Below are 16020 nucleotides of genomic sequence, written 5' to 3' on the forward strand. Positions count from 1 at the left end.
ATGAAAAAAAGACAGTTTATTGCATCTCTTTGTTTGGTAAGTGCCGGATGGGCGATCGAGCTTTCTCCTGCTTCCCTGAGTGCGGAAACTCCACTTGTAGTGCAGCAGCCAGCCCCTGGCGTATCCGCGCCTGCCCCCAACTCGAAAACCCCGCAAGTGGAACTGCTAAATCCGGGAGTGGAACCACGACAGGAACTGCGTTTAAAACCAGCTATCGATGTCAAACAAACAACTGTTATGACCGTAAAAATGGATATGGAAATATCCGCATCCGGTCGGTCTTCGCCTGGGGCTAAAATTCCAGTATCGGTGATGACTTTCGAGACAAAAGTCACTAAGATTGATCCCAACGGCGATATTCACTACGAGTTTGCTTATACTAACTCAGATATCGTCGGCGATACTGGAAATATGCCGCCAGCAGTCCGAGATGCCATGCGTTCCGCACTCAAAAGCATGGTGGGAGTGAAAGGCTCTTTCATCATGGACAATCGCGGTTTTCATAAAGGAGGTGACATTATTTTGCCCGAAAAAGCTGACAACAACCTCAAACAAATGGTTCGACAAATGTCTAAATCTCTAGAGCAACTTGCCTCGCCGCTGCCCGCAGAAGCAGTCGGAAAAGGAGCCAAATGGCGCGTTTCTTCTTCTTCTGATTTGAGTGGCATGAATTTGAATAACATTTATACCTATGAATTGGCGAGCTGGCAAGATGGAGTTGCCTCTCTGAATGTAAGTATAGAGCAGCAAGCAAACCCTCAAAATATTACCTCTCCCCAATTGCCTGCTGGAACTACCTTAACCCTAAAATCTTTTAGTTCTCAGGGTGGGGGATCAACCACAATGCGCTTGGATAGATTAATGCCGTTTCGGTCTACTGTGTCTGTTAGTTCAAATAGCGAAATGAGTGGTAAAAATGCGGGCAGTTCTCAAGAATTAACACTCACAACAAAAATGGTGATGGAGATGACTTTAGAGTCGAAGTAACCTTTATTATACCAACTGGAAAAAGTAGGGACACGGCAATTCCGTGTCCCTGGTCGCAGCTAAATTTTTAATAAATGGTATTAAATCGGGCTAATATACTTGATATTATGTAAATTTTCCGAAACTTTCGATCGCCAATTTGCAAGTAGAGGAGTCTGTTCTATGGTTCGATCGCACAAAAGTCAAGCTGTAATTGCTTTCGTCGTAGCTTTAGGGATAATCATCGGGAATTTAGTGTTTCCGGGCATGAATGTACCGCCGGCATTTGCTCAAGCTAAATTTCAGGATGTTAAAGACCATTGGGCGCAAGGTTGCATTGAGGAGTTAGCACAGAAAAAAATTATCAGCGGCTACTACGAAGACGGCACTTTTCGCCCGAATCGCCCAGTCAGCCGCGCTGAGTTTGCGGCGATGGTTCGCATGGCTTTTCCCGATGCCAAAACCGTCCGCGCTCCGATCGACTTTGCAGATATTCCTACAAATTACTGGGGTTTTAAAGCAATTCGAGAAGCTTATCAGACGGGTTTTATGTCTGGATACAGTGGCAGTATTTTTAACCCCACTTTGAATATTACCCGCTGGCAGGCTTTGGTAGCTTTAAGCAGCGGCTTGAAATATACACCTACGACGGGGCCGGCGGCTGAGATTTTGGATGCGACTTTTGAGGATGCGCCGCAAATTCCCGAACTGGCCAGAAGTGCGATCGCCGCCGCCACAGAAAAACAACTTGTGGTCAATTATCCGGCTGTAAAACAGCTAGAACCTACTCGGAATGCTACTCGCGCCGAAGTCGCCACTTTTTTCTGTCAGGCGATCGCCAAACCCGGTCAAACGGCCTTAGTTCCTGCGGAATATATCGCCCAAGTTCCGGCGAATATCGGCCCGCCGAGAACAACAGAAACCTCGGAATCGGGGAAACTTCGCGCAGAAGTTTCTTTCGTAAAAGAAGCAGAAAATGCTAAAAATCTCCGCATCAAAATCATCCGCGACGGTAAAAAATTATTAGAAGAACCAGTGCTGATTCCGACTCGTTCTCTAGTAGATAACCCCGACCAAAGAGCCAGCGAAGAAATATCAGAAGGACGTTTTTTATCGCTGCGAATCCGTGATTTGGACGGCGACAAGGAACCGGAAGTCCTGGCAGATTTAGTGTCAACCAAAAGCGGCGTCCGCTGCTGCAATTATTCGTTTATTTACCGCTACGACTCGGCAGCTAACAAATACACTCATATCAAGCATTTCTGGGGCAATGTGAGTTACGAAATTGTCGATTTTGGCAAAAATGATATCCCAGAGTTTAAGAGTCAGGACGGCAGATTTTCCGAGGCTTTTACCAATTATGCTGATTCTCGCTTCCCGCTGCAAGTTTGGCAGTACCGCCAAGGTAAAATGCAAGATGTTAGCAAACAGTATCCGGTGGAAGTATACACGAATTCTGCTGAGCTTTGGCTGGAATCTAACAAGCGTCTGAGTGAAGATGGGGAGGTGAAGGGGGTGTTGGCGGCTTTCATGGCGAACAAGTATGTCATGGGCCAGGAGGCGGAAGGTTGGCAGTTGTTGGAGAAAGTTTATCAAGGACGCGATCGCACTCAATACTTTGGGAAGTTGCGGGAGTTTTTGGTAAGTACGGGTTATGCGAGTAAGTAGATTTGCAGGTCTTTAAGCGCAGAGGAACGCGGATTAACGCGGATAGTGTCTGTAGGGGCGGATTTGGTATTTAGATTAGCTGTTCAGTATTTGGTATTTCGTGCTAAACCCGCCCCTATAAGTTTTTTGTAATTACCATGCAAATTCTCTCTTCAGATTTTCCGCTAATTTCATATTGTGCGGCTGAAAATACTCGCGCAATCGCTGGCTGACAACATCATCCGCAGGCTGATAATCACCACCGTTGTACTTTTGATAATTCCCGAGTGGAAAATCTGGCAAATCTAAAAACTCAAAAACTTGTTTGAGTGTCGCAGCCGGATTGGCATAAAATTCTTCACTCTGCAAAATCAAAAACTGTTCCCGATGAAAAAGTTTCATCCACTGTTTGAGACTGCAAGCATAAAGACTCTTATAAATATAATGACAATCTTTCCACTGAGCCCTATCTTCTAAACTGGTTTCGGTTGCACCAGCAAGCAATTGCAACTCGGAATCGATCGCCTTTTCAAAACTCCTGCGTTCAGTACCGCGCCTCACCAGCATTTGATAGTGCGAAAAAGCCCGATCAACTGGATTTCTCAAAATCACAATCAGCTTAACTTTTGGTAAACAACCGTGCAATCTTTCTGCAGCCAGCGGGTGAGTCAGATAAGTCGGAGTTGCTTCTCCTACTAAAAAATGATGCGAATCTATTGGCGGCGGAAAATGCGCCTGGTACCAAGCTAATCCCTTGTTAAAATGTTCTGAAAAAAAACAGATTTCTTTATTGGCTGCCGGTAAAATCTGAGGGTGGGAAGTGATATATTTGTAGAGAGAAGTTGTGCCGCAACGGGGAGAACCGATGATAATGAAATCGGCCGATCGCAATTTTTCATAATTCCATTCTACTTGTGCCAATTCCGGGCGAGATGCGACTGTTTGCAAGCGGACTGCGGTTTGAAAAAGCGCGATCGACTCTTGAATTTTTCCCTGCTTGCTCAGCGCTACAGCCAAGTTAATGTAGGCTAATGGAAAATTTGGCAAAATCTCGATAACTTCGCGGTAAAGAGCAACCAGGCTGTCAATCAGAGGAGAATATTGAGGCAGCGGCGCGTACAGCAAGGGGAAGTAAGCAGCAGTAAAGTTTGGTTGTAGGAGAATGGCTTTTTGGTGACAGGCGACAGCTTCTGCAATTTGTCCGTTTTGTTGCAGCGCTTTGCCTAAATTGTGGTAAGCGGAGGGCGAATTGGGATTTTGGGTGATCGACTGTTCGTAAAGGGCGATCGACTCTTGCAATTTTCCCTCATCCTTCAAACTATCTCTAAAAGTATCTGTAAAAGTGCGATCCTCTCCGAAGGCTTCGCTAAGGGCAAAACTCATGCTGGAATCCTGTAATAACCGCGCATCATCACCTTAACATCCAAGTGCTTCATTTCGGCAGTAGAAGCATCGTGAATCATATTTTCTGTCGGTGCAATATAAGCCTCACCCGGTGCAATTCTTAGCTTCACCACCGGATAATTAGGATAGCGTCTCATAAACTCATGAGTTAACTGCCTCCTCCAAGGTTTGCTAACATCTGACTCGCGACAGCCCAACATCTCAAAAATGTCCATCTCAGTCAAATTCACAAACAAAAAATAACGGCTGTCCCGCCCTAAATTCAAGCAAATCCGATTAGTAGCGTCCTGCTTTTTCGCCAGCGGCAACCAGTCCCAATTATCAGTATGCAAACCGTTGCGGCAACCCCGTTTATTATCAATTGTTGCCGTACTCAATCCCGGCTGCCTGCCTCCCATACCGTTAATAATTGGCGACGCGTCCGACATACAAAAAGGCTTAAAATATTCAATTAATTTATCGAGTGCTTGCTGGCATTTTTCCTGCGATTTAAACTCAGCGACCTGTAGCCGAGTTGTTAGCGAAGCTATACCGGCAGCAGCAAACAAGGTTAAAACATCCGGCGGTAAACGCACAATTCCTATACCCGAATATGGCGGCGGCGGTTCATGAACCCAAAGCAGTGCAGACTCTGCTGGTGTTGGTTCCCTCCAAGGTTCTTGTGGCATAAAAGCCCCTTCGCAATACGGAATGCGATCGGGTACGCTGTCAACAGCTAGCTGAGTCCCCGAACTCAGCCACACTCGGGGAATTTGCCACTCTGATTCTGGAGTTTCTAACTCCAAATTTTGACATCGATAAATTACGATACTCCGGCGCAGATAAGACATTTTTTACTATATTTGAAAAACAGGTTTGTAGTAAGGACTAAAGTCCTTAATTTGGTCAAAATTAAGGACTTTAGTCCTTACTACGAACTGGGAACAATTCAAGTTTTTACTACAAAATTATTGCTCTTTTGTAGTCTTATTTAATGACCGCAGTGCATTGGTAACAAGTTAAGACTTAATTGCATTTGTCAATCAGTAATATTACTCAAAAAAAACTGCTTTTTTAGGAGTGGAAAATTTACGATTTGAGAGGGAGTAGGTATAAATATCATGGGAGGCATGATTCCTCGATCGCCCAAATCTCAGTTTTATGCCCAAAATCCGAGTAAATGTTGAGCATAATTGCTGATTGACAAATGCTTTCTTAGCTTAACTTGTTAGCAATGATGACGAGCTGTTGGATTGGGCAAAACAACAATTCCACAACCCCAATTAACGTTTTGGCTGAGGATAATTTCACAGTCGTTTATCACCCTTGGGAAGTTGCCGCATTCCCTGCATTGGTGTATACCCAACATTGGCGTAAATCAACTCTTATCTTGCTTGCGATAATCCCACGGTCTTTCACCACCATTGAGAAACTGCCACACTCCCCGCTGTTGCGATCGCCCCATCTCCTCTGCAATATCGAACGCCTCACGGTTGTGACAATTGCTGCTGTACTGTTTGTAGTGATAAGCCATACCCGCTTTGAGCATTTCCTCTTGCACCGATTGTTCGCCTGATGGTGACTCTAGCAACACTTCGGCGACACTGCGGCCGTACTTGTCCCGATCCATCTCAATAACTATGACCTGACCTTTGGCTTGAGCAACTAGGGAACGCAGGTAATTCCGAGACTCAATACCCAGGGGTTGCTTGGCTTCTGGCGCATCGATGCCGCACAATCGAATCTTTTGTTCCTGATTGTCGCACCGCACTCGAAAAGTATCACCGTCGTAGATTGAACCATCAACTACCTGACATCGACGCGATTCTGTTTGGCTGGGAGGCTTGGCTAGTTTTGGTTTATCGCTGTTGGGTTGGTGGAAGTGGAACCAAACCAAAGCTGCGATGGCTAACAAGGGTAGGGCGTTGAGGAATTTCTGCATTTATTTATTGCTAATTTAATCAATACTTTATTGAACATCAATTACTACCTCTAAATTAATCTGCCTGTCCTTTTGACCCAAGTTTTTGATGCGGCGTACTTTGCCAGCTACAGGAGATTTAATCTGAGTAATGTCGCGTAGTTTAGCTTCAATCTCTTGTTTTTGCCCTACCAAGGAAGCTATTTGATACTGTTGCCTCTGCATTTCTGATTGTTGCCTCACCAGGTTTAGTGAATGCTCGTATTGTTGGTGTTGGTAATTGCTCTTAGCTTTGTTTAGTGCAGCAATGGCGCTGTTTAGTTGTCCCACTAATCTTGCTTTAGATTCAGCAAGTTTGGTGCGGTTGTTCGCTTCAGCGGTGATGGCTTCTGCCCTTTCTTCTAGCTGTTTGGCTTCCAATAACTTCCTGAGCGTTTCATCCTTAAATCTGAACGATGTTTCTGGTGCAGGTGTTACCGAGTGGGCTTCCATTAGTTGTAGTTCATCCTTAATTTGTTGGATGGCTGCTTCTTCTATGGCAAAGTTGGGTTCGGGAAGTTCGGCTAGTTTGCTCGTAGGAATCGATAATTGTTGGATGCTGTTCTCGATTTGCTTGCGTTCTGCTTCCAAGGATTGGCGTTCTTCAGTGCGATCACTGATGATTTGTCCGGCTACTACCTCAACTCCTTCAGCAATCTTTAAATCGTTGAGGGAAATCACTTGCACTTGAATGCGGTGTCTTTTAGTTGGTTTGGTTGATTGCTGTAGCTGAATAACGGGTGGCTTTTGTAAACGAGGTACGGGTGAGGGTGCGAGGGAGGGTATGGGTGTATTAGGCTGCGGGTTAAGGTTGAGGAAAGGCAAGAATCCCACAACTCCCGCTCCCAATGCAGTTGCTATATATTCTTTCATAGGGTTATCTCAAACATCGGGTTTAGGGCTAAATATCTTGGCTTCTAGGGAACCTGTGATGTATTGTCCGCTCAGTAATTTGATCGCTGTTTCTAGGGGACAGTAGTTAAAAGTTATTTTATCACCGATTAGTTTCGCCATCTCTAATTGTTTCGGATTGGTTGCTATTTTAATAGATTGCGGGTCATCCACGGTTAGTGTACCCGTAAGCAATATAAGAGTATCGGGAATGGGGGTAATAGCAAATTCTGATTCATCAAATTCTAGCGTTTGAACCGATGCTGTTGCGGGTTTACCGACTTCGGCGGTTAATCGGCTGGCGATGATATTCGTTCCGGTTTTGAAGATTCCCAGTTTATTTACCACCACAAACTCGTTACCCTCTCCCGCTGCTATAAAATAATTACCGTCTGCTGAACTAGAATCGCTGGCAAAAGTGCCGTTTATTTGAGCGTAAACGTGGTAAGAATCTGCATTAGTTTGATAAATCTCCGTTGCATTGGAGCGCAATCCAAGTGATGTTCCTACAAATGCTGTCGGGCCACCTGTCTTGCTTAGCTTAATCGCTGCAACCAAAGCAAGCACCGCAACTGCCAGCACCCAGTATTCCCCCGGTTTGCCGGTTTCAAGCCTGCGGTTGGGATTTGGAACCGATATGCACCAAGCGGGATGCGGCCAAAAGAACTGCACTCCCTGTTTGGTGAAACAGTCCGAAAAGCAACTCAATAGGTGTCCCAGGGGCAGACAAATCCACGTTCTCCAATCGAAATAAAAATACAAAGGTGCGGACAAAAGCGCGATCGCGCAAGTTGCCAGAAAGCAGTGAGTAACCGAGCGGTGGGGAAAGCGATCCTCAATCCAATTGCTAATGGGAAATAGGATTTGCCCAATGGTACTTGTAGATGTATCGATATCGGGCAATTGACTACCAGCAATGGCTAATGCTAAATGCAGGGGATTGGCAGTGGTCAGAAAAAAGCTCGTTCCCGCTGCTGCGATGATGCTGTGAGTTAAGGCCATCATTATCAGTTACCCCCCAACAGTGAAAGATGTTACAGCCTTTATTGTCCTAACTTCTTCTTTGCTCCTTCAACCCGCCCTAATTGTTTGGCAGCCATCGCCACAGTCAGGGCAATGCCACCAAAGATTTGCCAATTCTTGTTGCCCGTTCCCATTCCTACATAGCGGATGACGGCAAAAGAGAATAAAGCAGCAATCAAAATGGGCATCATCACTAAATATTGGCGGTGCTCCATTGTTTGGTTGATACCCAATTTCTCTTGCCTCACTACTTTGCGCGCCAACATCGGATTCCTCCCAGCTAGCGGTTGCAGTTGGGAAAGCCGAGCCGGTGTTAGGTCGAAATTCAACTTTGCTGCTTCATCCTGCATGGCTTCGCGGATTGCCCGATCGCTCGGCAACTCTAATTTCACTTCGATCATTTCGATGAAGATATCGCGACCTGGATTCGCCACCGCAAAGCAACAAACCCTACAACCAGCTTCGATTAAATCTTCCAGCCAGAATCTAATCCCCGTGGTGAGGCGCTTGGCTTCGGGCAACAACAATAAGGCATCAGTGGGAAGGTTCAGCGCGATTTCTTCTTTGAGTTGGTCTAAGGTGAGTTGTTTAACTTTGCCTTTGTCATCCTCCACTTCGGTAGGAATGTCCAACTGTTCTGCTAACTGTTGCAAAAACTTCTTGCCACTTCCTTTGTAGGTAGCCATTGCTATGGAGAACTCCCCCGCCAATTCTGAAGCAACGCCCGCCGCCACTTCTTCCAAACCGGTTCCCAACTCACCGGTGACGATGCAGCAGTGACCGCTGCGGATGGTGGAGCAGACTTTGGTTACTTCGTTTCTGGATTTTTCTGTTGGTTCTTGTTGCGGTGCCGCTGCAACAGTTGCTGGGCTATTGATGCGGCACTCTGCTTTGGGTTGGCTGCATCCCTAATGGCTTGGAGTTTTGCTCTTTGCTCGTCCGATAAATCCTCCTCGCTCATGTTGTTAGCCAGATGCCACTTAATTAAATGCGGCATCGCTATCTGCTGCGTTTTTAGTTCACCTGCTTCCTCGATGAATTGACTCAGCATTTCATCATCCATCTGATCGAACGTTTCTGCCTCCACCTCTGGAATCTCTAACGCCGATGCCAAACCCGATCTTTCCGATAGCGCTAGCTGACCGCCGCCACCGAATCCCTGCATCTTGCCCGTTGCTTTGATGTGCTCGCTCAAATCCTCCATCAGTTTCATTTGCTCGGCATTGAGATAGGGGCCATCCTCATCCTTGCTTGCCTCAATTCCCAGGTGCTTTAATCTGTTGTAATACGTAGATGATCCGATACTGAGCTTCTCGCAGATTGCATCGGGTCGTAGCTTGGTGGAAAGTTCTGTTGTCATTGGAATTTTGGTAGTTTTTTAATATCAGATTTACATAATATGAACTATACACCGCACAAAATCCACCTATCAACCGGAATAGGGAACTGGAATCCACCCTGAGTTTAGCTCAGTCATTCCACTGTCAGTAAATCTACAAAATAAGTGTATTTTGTTACTTAGCGGTGTCTAACCAATCAAAGAGGAATGAGAAACAATGCAAACAGACATGGGCAACAATCGGAGTCGAGCGTGGAACATGGGAACCTTAGCAAAAAGGCGGAAGAATCGCAAAACTGGGGAAAGCGTGGATATCCTGACTGGTGCAGATTGGAACGAGGGTATGGCGAGCAAGAACCGCAGCGGAGTTTCCACCATTTCTGAAAGCATCGGGGGAGACGACATCACCGACTGGGCGAGATTTAAAGTGAATGTTCCAGTGCAAGTGAATCTGGTAACGGACAATGCCATCGCCGCCATTGTGAACTCTAGTCGCAGCGTGGTTGTGGATTCGAGTGATGGGTATTCGAGCAACTTGACAACCACTTTGGAGCCGGGAGTCTACTTTCTCCAGTTCAGCACCGAATCTTCAATTGAATCTTTGTTTACCTCCAAGTTGACCCTAACGCAGGTGAGTTAATCAATCCGTGCAGATGATGGCATTGGGGCAGTGTTGTTCGATCAGGGAACGGACAACACTCCACTCACCGCGCCCCCCAGACCATCCGAGTTTGTAAGGTAGGAAAGGAGTTAGTTCTAACTCCAAGGATTTACCGTGGAGCTTGGACAAACAAAGCGCCAGGGCTTCGTAATCGGTATAGCGTTTCTTGCTCCCATGTAAGTTTTGACCTGCCATATTGCACACCCAAAGCTCTGGAGTGGAGCTAACCCGAATCATTTGAATTTTACCGGGAACAAAGCGCTCTCCACCTGCATCGGGGCCGCAGAAGCGTTGATACTCCGATTCCACCAACGACCATTTCTCGGCAATTGCCTTCCCCAAACCCGTATGAAGCACACCGGTGCAACACACTTGATGAGCGATGATGCCCGTTTCGATATCGGGGATGATTTTCAACTTTATTTCTAGTACCATGTGCCTTATGATACTCGCCTGTTGGAAATGCTAAACAAATCCAAGTTGTCGGAAGTAATGATTTTGTAACAAACTGTAATAACCTGGATTAAAGATTAATTTGGTGCAGCATCAAAGTAACGTTAGAGAGAGTAAATCTTGATGGGCGAGTACACCGAAACATAGCGAATATCTTCATGGGCGAGTGCACCGAAACACAACGAATATCCAGCTATGCAAGTACACCGAAACAAAATGAATATCTTGATAGGCGGGAGCACCGAAACACAGCCAATAGCGGGAGTGTACCCCAGCATCAAAACACAACCCAGGGCTTAGTGTACCATAACTCAAGGGATATCTTCATATGCGAGCGCACCGAAACACAGCGCATAGTGAGAGTGTACCCTAGCATCGAAACATAACGAATAATTCGGTGTACCCAAGCATCGAAATAGCGAAGAATATCGGGCAACGGGAGAAGGGGATAGAATGCAACCGCTGCCCCAAGTGGATGAGCTACCAGCGCCCACAGGCGTGATAGTAATCCGATTCTATTTCGTGTTGGAGTTCGAGGTAAGCTAAATAAGGTTCGATGGATTGTTCTGGTTCAATGTATTGTGCTAATTCTTGTTGTAAGAACTGGGCAATGAATTGCACTAAGCTAATTAGGAGCATAAAAATTAGGGTTCCTATTTGTAGTTTTATACCCCTAGCGATAGCCGTTTTGTTAACTTTTTAATAGTGATAAGATAGTGTTACTAATTTTATTTATTTATTCCCAGCAATCCCATAATTTATGTAACAATGCACCAATCTAATTCAGGATTGCTGGGATATCTAGGTCTGCGGGGGCACCCAAACACCCAGCGCCCAAACTCTCGGTACGCTGGGGTTTGGATTAGATGCAGGGATTGGATGAGTTGCCCCTGCGTCCAGTTCTCATGGAGCCTAAAAGGGTACTCACCACGGTGCAGCGTTCTGCATTTTCTTTGACTAGGTGAATGCGACCCAAGCGCCCGTTACTCACACCGAGCCAGTTGTACTGCATCCGATAGGCTCCATCTTTCTTGTCATAATAGAAAGTGGCAGTTTTGATGGTGATTTTGGGGTCGATGCCCGCACTTTGCCACTGGGGTTTTTCATCAGTGCGGTTGACCGAGTATTCGATACCCTGGGGAGTTTGTCGAATCAGACACTCCATTGTTAGTTTGTCTCGTCGAGCTTCCGATTTCGCCTTTTGGAAGCACCAATAAATTCGATCGTTTGCTACGCTAACTTGTTGAGAATTCATAAACCCAATCCATCCCGGTACTGCGATGGCGCACAAGATGTTGAGTACCACGATGACGATGAGTTTTTCGGTTAGTGTGAATCCAGAATCGGTGGAATAGCGCATGACACTTGCCTCGTTATTTACATCCGCTGCGGTAGCTGTTTTCTGAGAATTTCCTGTTTTTTTGGTAGCTACAATCGTTGAGAACTGAAAAAGCGATCGCACTTTGGGGTAAGTACGACCGCTTGCTTATTCGAGAGCACGCTTACTCTCGGTCAGCTTCACTAACTCGGCGTTTGGATTGTTTTACGCTTTTGATTCCGAGTTCTGCATCGATGTCGGGTTCCATTCCTAATAAATGGACGTTGCGCTCCATCCATTCGCTAACTTCATCCAGGGTGGCAGCACGTCGTTTCAACGGCCTTGGTTGAGGTTGTTGAGGCTTTGGATTCTCGGCTTTGATGCGATTGGCTTGATTCCGAGCTTCCTCAAATTGCTCTGGTTCAGCATTCTCGGCTGCGTCTATTGCTTCGTTGATGCGGCGGGTTGCCTGCTTTTCGGGTGCTTCCACTTGGCGTTGGGTGAGCTTGTTCTCGTTGATTTCCAGGAGCCTCGCCTTCACCCGCTGGAGATTACGCTTGCGGGCTTGGGCCGATTCCAAACCTAGGAAGAAATCTGGTGCTGCGATAAATTCCTTGATGCCGTTGTTCAGTTTTGCGGCGAGTTCGAGCATTTCACCCAGGAGTTTTGCCGACTTGGAGGTGAGCGCTGTTACTCCCGTGGTGTCGAAGTAAATCCTTCCCTGCCAGCAAGTATCGCCCCGCATTTGTTCGACCAATACATCCGGGATATTCGAGAACTGGGGTGCAGAAAGAGCGATCGTCCGCTTGTTGGGATTGCGGAAATCTGCTTCGATGCGGATGCCGTTGGGAAGGTCGGTCGTGTAGCGGGGTACTGAATCCAGAGATTCTAAGGATTCATCTTCAATGCGTTCGAGAATGCGGTTTCCCCATTCATCCAGAGCCGCTGAGAGCAATTCTTCGGTGACGGCTAACAAATCCTTGAGTTTGGTCAATTCTTGGATGCGTTCTAAGCCAAAGGTATCCTCGAAATGGGCACAGAAACGTTCCCAGAGATATTTATTAAGTTGTTGGTAATCCCATTCATCTTTGGAATAGGAACCATCATCTTGGCGGCAACCCGGTGCGATGATAAATTGCTCTAATTCTCCGTTGGATTTAGCATCCATGAAGCTGGCTCGTTTATCTCGATGTTGCCAAGCGACTTGTCTCAATCCGTAGTAGAGTTTCTTGTAGGTGGAGAGAGCATCCTTGATAATGGTTTGGGCTTCGGCACCGATTGCTGCTTTTTCTGAAGCCTTGGGTGCATAGATTCCGAGTTGAGACTTGTTGATGAAGCTCATGGTCTTTCTCCTAGATTGAATTGTGTTTACACCGAATGCGAAAGCAGTTTTATTTACTTTCCTTTTTTCTTTTCTCTTCTTGTCAATGAGCCTTTTAATGCCTTGCTCAGGGCAAGTCTCTAGGGACGATAGCGCACAATTCTCAGAGCCAATTGGTATTGATTGGCTAGATTAATCATGTGTTGGGTTCCCCGTGACGAGCCATCCCAGAAAACGATGCAGTGAGTGGCATATTGCGCCATTTCCTCATTGCGTCGATAACCCGCTGATTTACCGTATCGATTCCAATCGGCGGGCATTACCTTAAGCGCCATTCCCCGTGATTGGGCGTAGCGTTCACCAAGGCGATCGGCACCCCGCGCTCCTCCAGATACTATTTCTACCTGGTCGGGAGAATAGCGTTGGAGGTACATATCTACCAGGCTTTCGAGTAATTGGTAATCGTTGAAATCTCTTGAACCCGCGATGATTACTTTGAGCATTGTCTTTTTCTCCTTTGATTAGTTGATAAAAAAAGCGAGGTCTTTCGACCCCGCCCAAAACCCCTTAGAGGTCATTCTTATTCATCCATTCCAAACACTTGATAATCACATCTCCGTGACACAACTCAGAATCTTGACACCAACAGGTCAATTCCAGAGAATCAAAATCCCATTTCGTGGTGAGTTTTTTGGCACTGGATTGCAAATACTTCAACTCATTCCACGCTGCATTGGGTTTCCCCGCCATACCTTCTTTTACTTGTTGCCAAAGCCATTGACGGTAGGATTCAACTACCTGCTCGCGAGAACCGTGTTTGCCAATTACAAATGGATTTGCTAGAGGGCTTGGCTTTAATTGATAAGCTTTGTTTCCCCGTCCGATATAGACTCGATGTAGGGCATTGAATCCGAATACACCATCCTTTCCGCAAGTGCGTTCAAACATTTGACTTTTCCTCAGTCACTACACTTTTAGGAGACAGAGGTGCGAGGAAAAGTTAGATTTTGTTAGGCTTGCGTGAGCGTCAACTACTTCTTAGCTAATCGGGTAGTTGCGACCGTTTTGTTGGCTTCTCGCCCTGTGTTTAGTAGCAGTTGGCGAGTCTTCGAGCCTTACTGCTACTTAATACGGGGCGTGAAGCTTACAAAACTGCCAGCTACCGGATTAGCTTAGAAGTTGTCCGCGAGCCAAGTCTTACAAAATCTTGCTTATGTCAAGGCTTAGAGTTTGCTCGCTTAGAAGAGCTTAGAATTGGCAAGATTTCAGACGCCGACAACACGCCAAAATAGATAGAATAATTCGTTGTCGGCGTCTGAAATCTTAGCCAATTGTTAGCGAGTCTAACGATTGCAAACTCTTACTTGCTCTCGGACGCTTACGGAGACTTAGCAAATACGGTTCACTTACAAACTGCAAATTTTCACAGACTCACTTAGCGAATACGGTTTAGTTAGTGTCAGTTAGCGAGTCTTCGAGCTTACTGACACTTAGTAAAGCCTATTCGATTAGTGAGGCTGTGAAAATTCCTTGCAGTTTGTTAGTGAAGCCTATTTGCTTAGTCGGAGTTAGTGTACGTGAGGCCTTGCACATTTTTCCGACCGCCTCTGTATACTGCCCAATGTAGTGACGGCCCAGCGGCCTGAGCGGCCCCAAACAAATAAAAGCGAAGCAACTGCTTTTGCGAGGAAGTTCGGGGGAGCAATTTCGCACTCGTGCAAGAAATCCTCCCCCGAACTTCCGAGGAGTGTCTCCCCCCGAGGGGGCAGGGGGGGGCAACGAAACCAAAGCGCAGCAACCTTTTGAATTTCAAGGGCGATCGATAGTGCGGGTAGTGAAGGTTTCCCAAGTGTTTGAATTGCAGCGGGCGATCGTGTAGGACAATCGCTTCGTGGTCAAAAAAGTGCGATCGCGATCGACAACCACGATCCCAATAGCGCCAGGAGCGATCGTGGATGCAGACACGTCACTCGGTGCATGGATGTTTCCCCTATTCACCGATTCCTTGACTATAATTGTCCTAAAATAAGGCTGATTATTCTGCTAAAAGGGAACATCAGAAGTTCAAGAAAGGACAATCTACACTTTCCAAAACGCTTACTGTGATTGAAAACGAGCTTTTTTCTTCTGTGTTCAAAACTTTCGATAACTACCACATACAAAACAACATCGGTGAGGTTTAGTTTTGACGGTTAGCAGCAAGTAGTGGGCGAGCAGGAGAACATCAATAGAAGTGGTTTCCACGGTTTGCAGCAACTTGTAGAGCGGGTTAGCAAAGGAAGAGCGAAGGAACAATGTTACATCCAAAGCCAGAAACAATTGGGAGCGATCGTACTGAAGCGGGGAAGTTACAAAGGAAGCTACTACGGGCGGGGGGTTTGGTATTTCCCGCCGATGATTGGGATGTACCCATGTTGATGCTCGAATGGCAAGCAACGGGTTTGGAACTTCCCCTGGACGCTTGGGGAAGCAAAGCCAAGAAGCGGGGAACTACGGGAACGTTCCACTTTTACCAGGATGATTACAAATTTACGCAATTGCTGTCGAATCCGATGGCATTACCTGCCCTTTATCCCAAGGCTGCCTGTGAATTGAATTTCAGCACCGACTTGAATACGCCCCTGGCTTACCTGATGGGATTGATTTATGCTAAGCGGTGGACGAGTCGGGTTTGGCAATCAGAAGCAGCGATTCGGATTTGGGTGGATGTTAACTTTGCTGCTGAACAAGCCGAGTGGCAACTGTTGGGAGTGCCCAAAGGATGGAGGGCATACTCGACTAGGGGATGCGGCGATAACTTCCAGTACAACCTAGACCAGTGGGAGATGGCGTGTGAACGGGCCGAGACGAAAGAGATTGTATTTTTGGTAGTGGGAGGTGGCAAAAAAATCAAGGAACAGTGTACCAAGCGCCATTGGATATGGGCTCCCAGCTTTTGGGAAAGGGCTACGGGTAAATTTGAGGGAGAAGGGCAAGGGGGAAGATAAGGATGGGCGGCAGGAGCAGCGGGGGATGGGGCAACAAATTTGAGGAAGCGCTTCAGAGGTTAGCGATGCTG

Annotated in this window: 18 protein-coding genes; 4 read left to right on the top strand and 14 right to left on the bottom strand. The window is 46.5% G+C overall.

Annotated elements, in window-relative coordinates; translation table 11 throughout:
- Both QUB12_RS03840 and QUB12_RS03845 read left to right on the top strand, forming a co-directional pair.
- Complete coding sequence (locus QUB12_RS03840; protein ID WP_333142022.1) at nt 1–987, top strand: DUF6263 family protein; 987 nt, start codon at nt 1–3, stop codon at nt 985–987.
- A 162-nt stretch (nt 988–1149) separates the two neighbouring features.
- Nucleotides 1150–2634 (top strand): S-layer homology domain-containing protein, encoded by a 1485-nt coding sequence (locus tag QUB12_RS03845; protein ID WP_333142020.1) that lies wholly within the window; start codon nt 1150–1152, stop codon nt 2632–2634.
- A 132-nt stretch (nt 2635–2766) separates the two neighbouring features.
- On the opposite strand, the gene QUB12_RS03850 is transcribed toward QUB12_RS03845, so the two are convergent.
- From QUB12_RS03850 to QUB12_RS03880, 7 genes are all read right to left on the bottom strand, one after another.
- Nucleotides 2767–3996 carry a tetratricopeptide repeat protein gene (locus QUB12_RS03850; protein ID WP_333142019.1) on the bottom strand — a complete coding sequence of 410 codons (1230 nt, stop codon included), beginning with the start codon at nt 3994–3996 and terminating at the stop codon, nt 2767–2769.
- The gene (locus QUB12_RS03855) at nt 3993–4847 is read right to left on the bottom strand and encodes a hypothetical protein (protein ID WP_333142018.1); all 855 of its coding nucleotides are present in this window, start codon (nt 4845–4847) and stop codon (nt 3993–3995) included. The genes QUB12_RS03850 and QUB12_RS03855 overlap by 4 nt, the downstream gene beginning before the upstream one ends.
- A 527-nt stretch (nt 4848–5374) precedes the next feature.
- Nucleotides 5375–5938 (bottom strand): thermonuclease family protein, encoded by a 564-nt coding sequence (locus QUB12_RS03860; RefSeq protein WP_333305537.1) that lies wholly within the window; start codon nt 5936–5938, stop codon nt 5375–5377.
- A 27-nt stretch (nt 5939–5965) separates the two neighbouring features.
- A complete protein-coding gene (locus QUB12_RS03865) occupies nt 5966–6829 on the bottom strand; it encodes a hypothetical protein (RefSeq protein WP_333305539.1) in 864 nt (287 codons plus the stop codon).
- A gap of 9 nt (nt 6830–6838) precedes the next feature.
- Complete coding sequence (locus tag QUB12_RS03870) at nt 6839–7852, bottom strand: metal-dependent hydrolase (RefSeq protein ID WP_333305541.1); 1014 nt, start codon at nt 7850–7852, stop codon at nt 6839–6841.
- Nucleotides 7853–7890: 38 nt separating this feature from the next.
- Nucleotides 7891–8613, bottom strand: coding sequence for a hypothetical protein (locus tag QUB12_RS03875; RefSeq protein WP_333305544.1), 723 nt, complete (start codon nt 8611–8613; stop codon nt 7891–7893).
- A gap of 65 nt (nt 8614–8678) precedes the next feature.
- Nucleotides 8679–9230: a hypothetical protein gene (locus QUB12_RS03880; protein WP_333305546.1), complete on the bottom strand. Its 552-nt coding sequence runs from the start codon at nt 9228–9230 to the stop codon at nt 8679–8681.
- A 196-nt stretch (nt 9231–9426) separates the two neighbouring features.
- Here QUB12_RS03880 and QUB12_RS03885 point away from each other — a divergent pair, with 196 nt between their 5' ends.
- A complete protein-coding gene (locus QUB12_RS03885; protein ID WP_333305549.1) occupies nt 9427–9849 on the top strand; it encodes a hypothetical protein in 423 nt (140 codons plus the stop codon).
- Here QUB12_RS03885 and QUB12_RS03890 read toward each other — a convergent pair whose 3' ends face one another.
- The 7 genes from QUB12_RS03890 to QUB12_RS03920 form a co-directional block, all read right to left on the bottom strand.
- Nucleotides 9850–10305, bottom strand: a complete 456-nt coding sequence (locus QUB12_RS03890) for a hypothetical protein (RefSeq protein WP_333305551.1) — start codon at nt 10303–10305, stop codon at nt 9850–9852. It abuts the gene before it with no gap.
- A 498-nt stretch (nt 10306–10803) separates the two neighbouring features.
- The gene (locus QUB12_RS03895) at nt 10804–10962 is read right to left on the bottom strand and encodes a hypothetical protein (protein WP_333305553.1); all 159 of its coding nucleotides are present in this window, start codon (nt 10960–10962) and stop codon (nt 10804–10806) included.
- A gap of 223 nt (nt 10963–11185) precedes the next feature.
- On the bottom strand, nt 11186–11785 hold the full coding sequence (locus QUB12_RS03900) for a hypothetical protein (RefSeq protein WP_333305555.1): 600 nt from the start codon (nt 11783–11785) through the stop codon (nt 11186–11188).
- A 40-nt stretch (nt 11786–11825) separates the two neighbouring features.
- The gene (locus tag QUB12_RS03905; protein ID WP_333305557.1) at nt 11826–12983 is read right to left on the bottom strand and encodes a hypothetical protein; all 1158 of its coding nucleotides are present in this window, start codon (nt 12981–12983) and stop codon (nt 11826–11828) included.
- 119 nt (nt 12984–13102) lie between these two features.
- Nucleotides 13103–13465, bottom strand: a complete 363-nt coding sequence (locus QUB12_RS03910) for a DUF2493 domain-containing protein (RefSeq protein WP_333305558.1) — start codon at nt 13463–13465, stop codon at nt 13103–13105.
- 64 nt (nt 13466–13529) lie between these two features.
- Nucleotides 13530–13910: a DUF4326 domain-containing protein gene (locus tag QUB12_RS03915; protein ID WP_333305560.1), complete on the bottom strand. Its 381-nt coding sequence runs from the start codon at nt 13908–13910 to the stop codon at nt 13530–13532.
- 861 nt (nt 13911–14771) lie between these two features.
- Entirely contained in the window at nt 14772–14960 is a 189-nt protein-coding gene (locus QUB12_RS03920) for a hypothetical protein (RefSeq protein WP_333305562.1), read from the bottom strand.
- Nucleotides 14961–15256: 296 nt separating this feature from the next.
- On the opposite strand from QUB12_RS03920, the gene QUB12_RS03925 reads away from it, so the two are divergent.
- Nucleotides 15257–15949: a DUF4417 domain-containing protein gene (locus QUB12_RS03925; RefSeq protein ID WP_333305564.1), complete on the top strand. Its 693-nt coding sequence runs from the start codon at nt 15257–15259 to the stop codon at nt 15947–15949.
- The last annotated feature ends 71 nt before the right edge of the window (nt 15950–16020 follow it).

It is taken from the genome of Microcoleus sp. B7-D4, from assembly GCF_036705125.1.
GTDB lineage: Bacteria > Cyanobacteriota > Cyanobacteriia > Cyanobacteriales > Microcoleaceae > Microcoleus.

What these genes read in the sequence shown, in the direction of transcription:
- QUB12_RS03840 (WP_333142022.1), top strand. Translation starts at nt 1, where the DNA reads ATGAAAAAAAGACAGTTTATTGCATCTCTTTGTTTGGTAAGTGCCGGA.
- QUB12_RS03870 (WP_333305541.1), bottom strand. Translation starts at nt 7,852, where the DNA reads ATGATGGCCTTAACTCACAGCATCATCGCAGCAGCGGGAACGAGCTTT.
- QUB12_RS03865 (WP_333305539.1), bottom strand. Translation starts at nt 6,829, where the DNA reads ATGAAAGAATATATAGCAACTGCATTGGGAGCGGGAGTTGTGGGATTC.
- QUB12_RS03885 (WP_333305549.1), top strand. Translation starts at nt 9,427, where the DNA reads ATGCAAACAGACATGGGCAACAATCGGAGTCGAGCGTGGAACATGGGA.
- QUB12_RS03890 (WP_333305551.1), bottom strand. Translation starts at nt 10,305, where the DNA reads ATGGTACTAGAAATAAAGTTGAAAATCATCCCCGATATCGAAACGGGC.
- QUB12_RS03915 (WP_333305560.1), bottom strand. Translation starts at nt 13,910, where the DNA reads ATGTTTGAACGCACTTGCGGAAAGGATGGTGTATTCGGATTCAATGCC.
- QUB12_RS03880 (WP_333305546.1), bottom strand. Translation starts at nt 9,230, where the DNA reads ATGACAACAGAACTTTCCACCAAGCTACGACCCGATGCAATCTGCGAG.
- QUB12_RS03925 (WP_333305564.1), top strand. Translation starts at nt 15,257, where the DNA reads ATGTTACATCCAAAGCCAGAAACAATTGGGAGCGATCGTACTGAAGCG.
- QUB12_RS03895 (WP_333305553.1), bottom strand. Translation starts at nt 10,962, where the DNA reads ATGCTCCTAATTAGCTTAGTGCAATTCATTGCCCAGTTCTTACAACAA.
- QUB12_RS03910 (WP_333305558.1), bottom strand. Translation starts at nt 13,465, where the DNA reads ATGCTCAAAGTAATCATCGCGGGTTCAAGAGATTTCAACGATTACCAA.
- QUB12_RS03905 (WP_333305557.1), bottom strand. Translation starts at nt 12,983, where the DNA reads ATGAGCTTCATCAACAAGTCTCAACTCGGAATCTATGCACCCAAGGCT.
- QUB12_RS03850 (WP_333142019.1), bottom strand. Translation starts at nt 3,996, where the DNA reads ATGAGTTTTGCCCTTAGCGAAGCCTTCGGAGAGGATCGCACTTTTACA.
- QUB12_RS03860 (WP_333305537.1), bottom strand. Translation starts at nt 5,938, where the DNA reads ATGCAGAAATTCCTCAACGCCCTACCCTTGTTAGCCATCGCAGCTTTG.
- QUB12_RS03845 (WP_333142020.1), top strand. Translation starts at nt 1,150, where the DNA reads ATGGTTCGATCGCACAAAAGTCAAGCTGTAATTGCTTTCGTCGTAGCT.
- QUB12_RS03855 (WP_333142018.1), bottom strand. Translation starts at nt 4,847, where the DNA reads ATGTCTTATCTGCGCCGGAGTATCGTAATTTATCGATGTCAAAATTTG.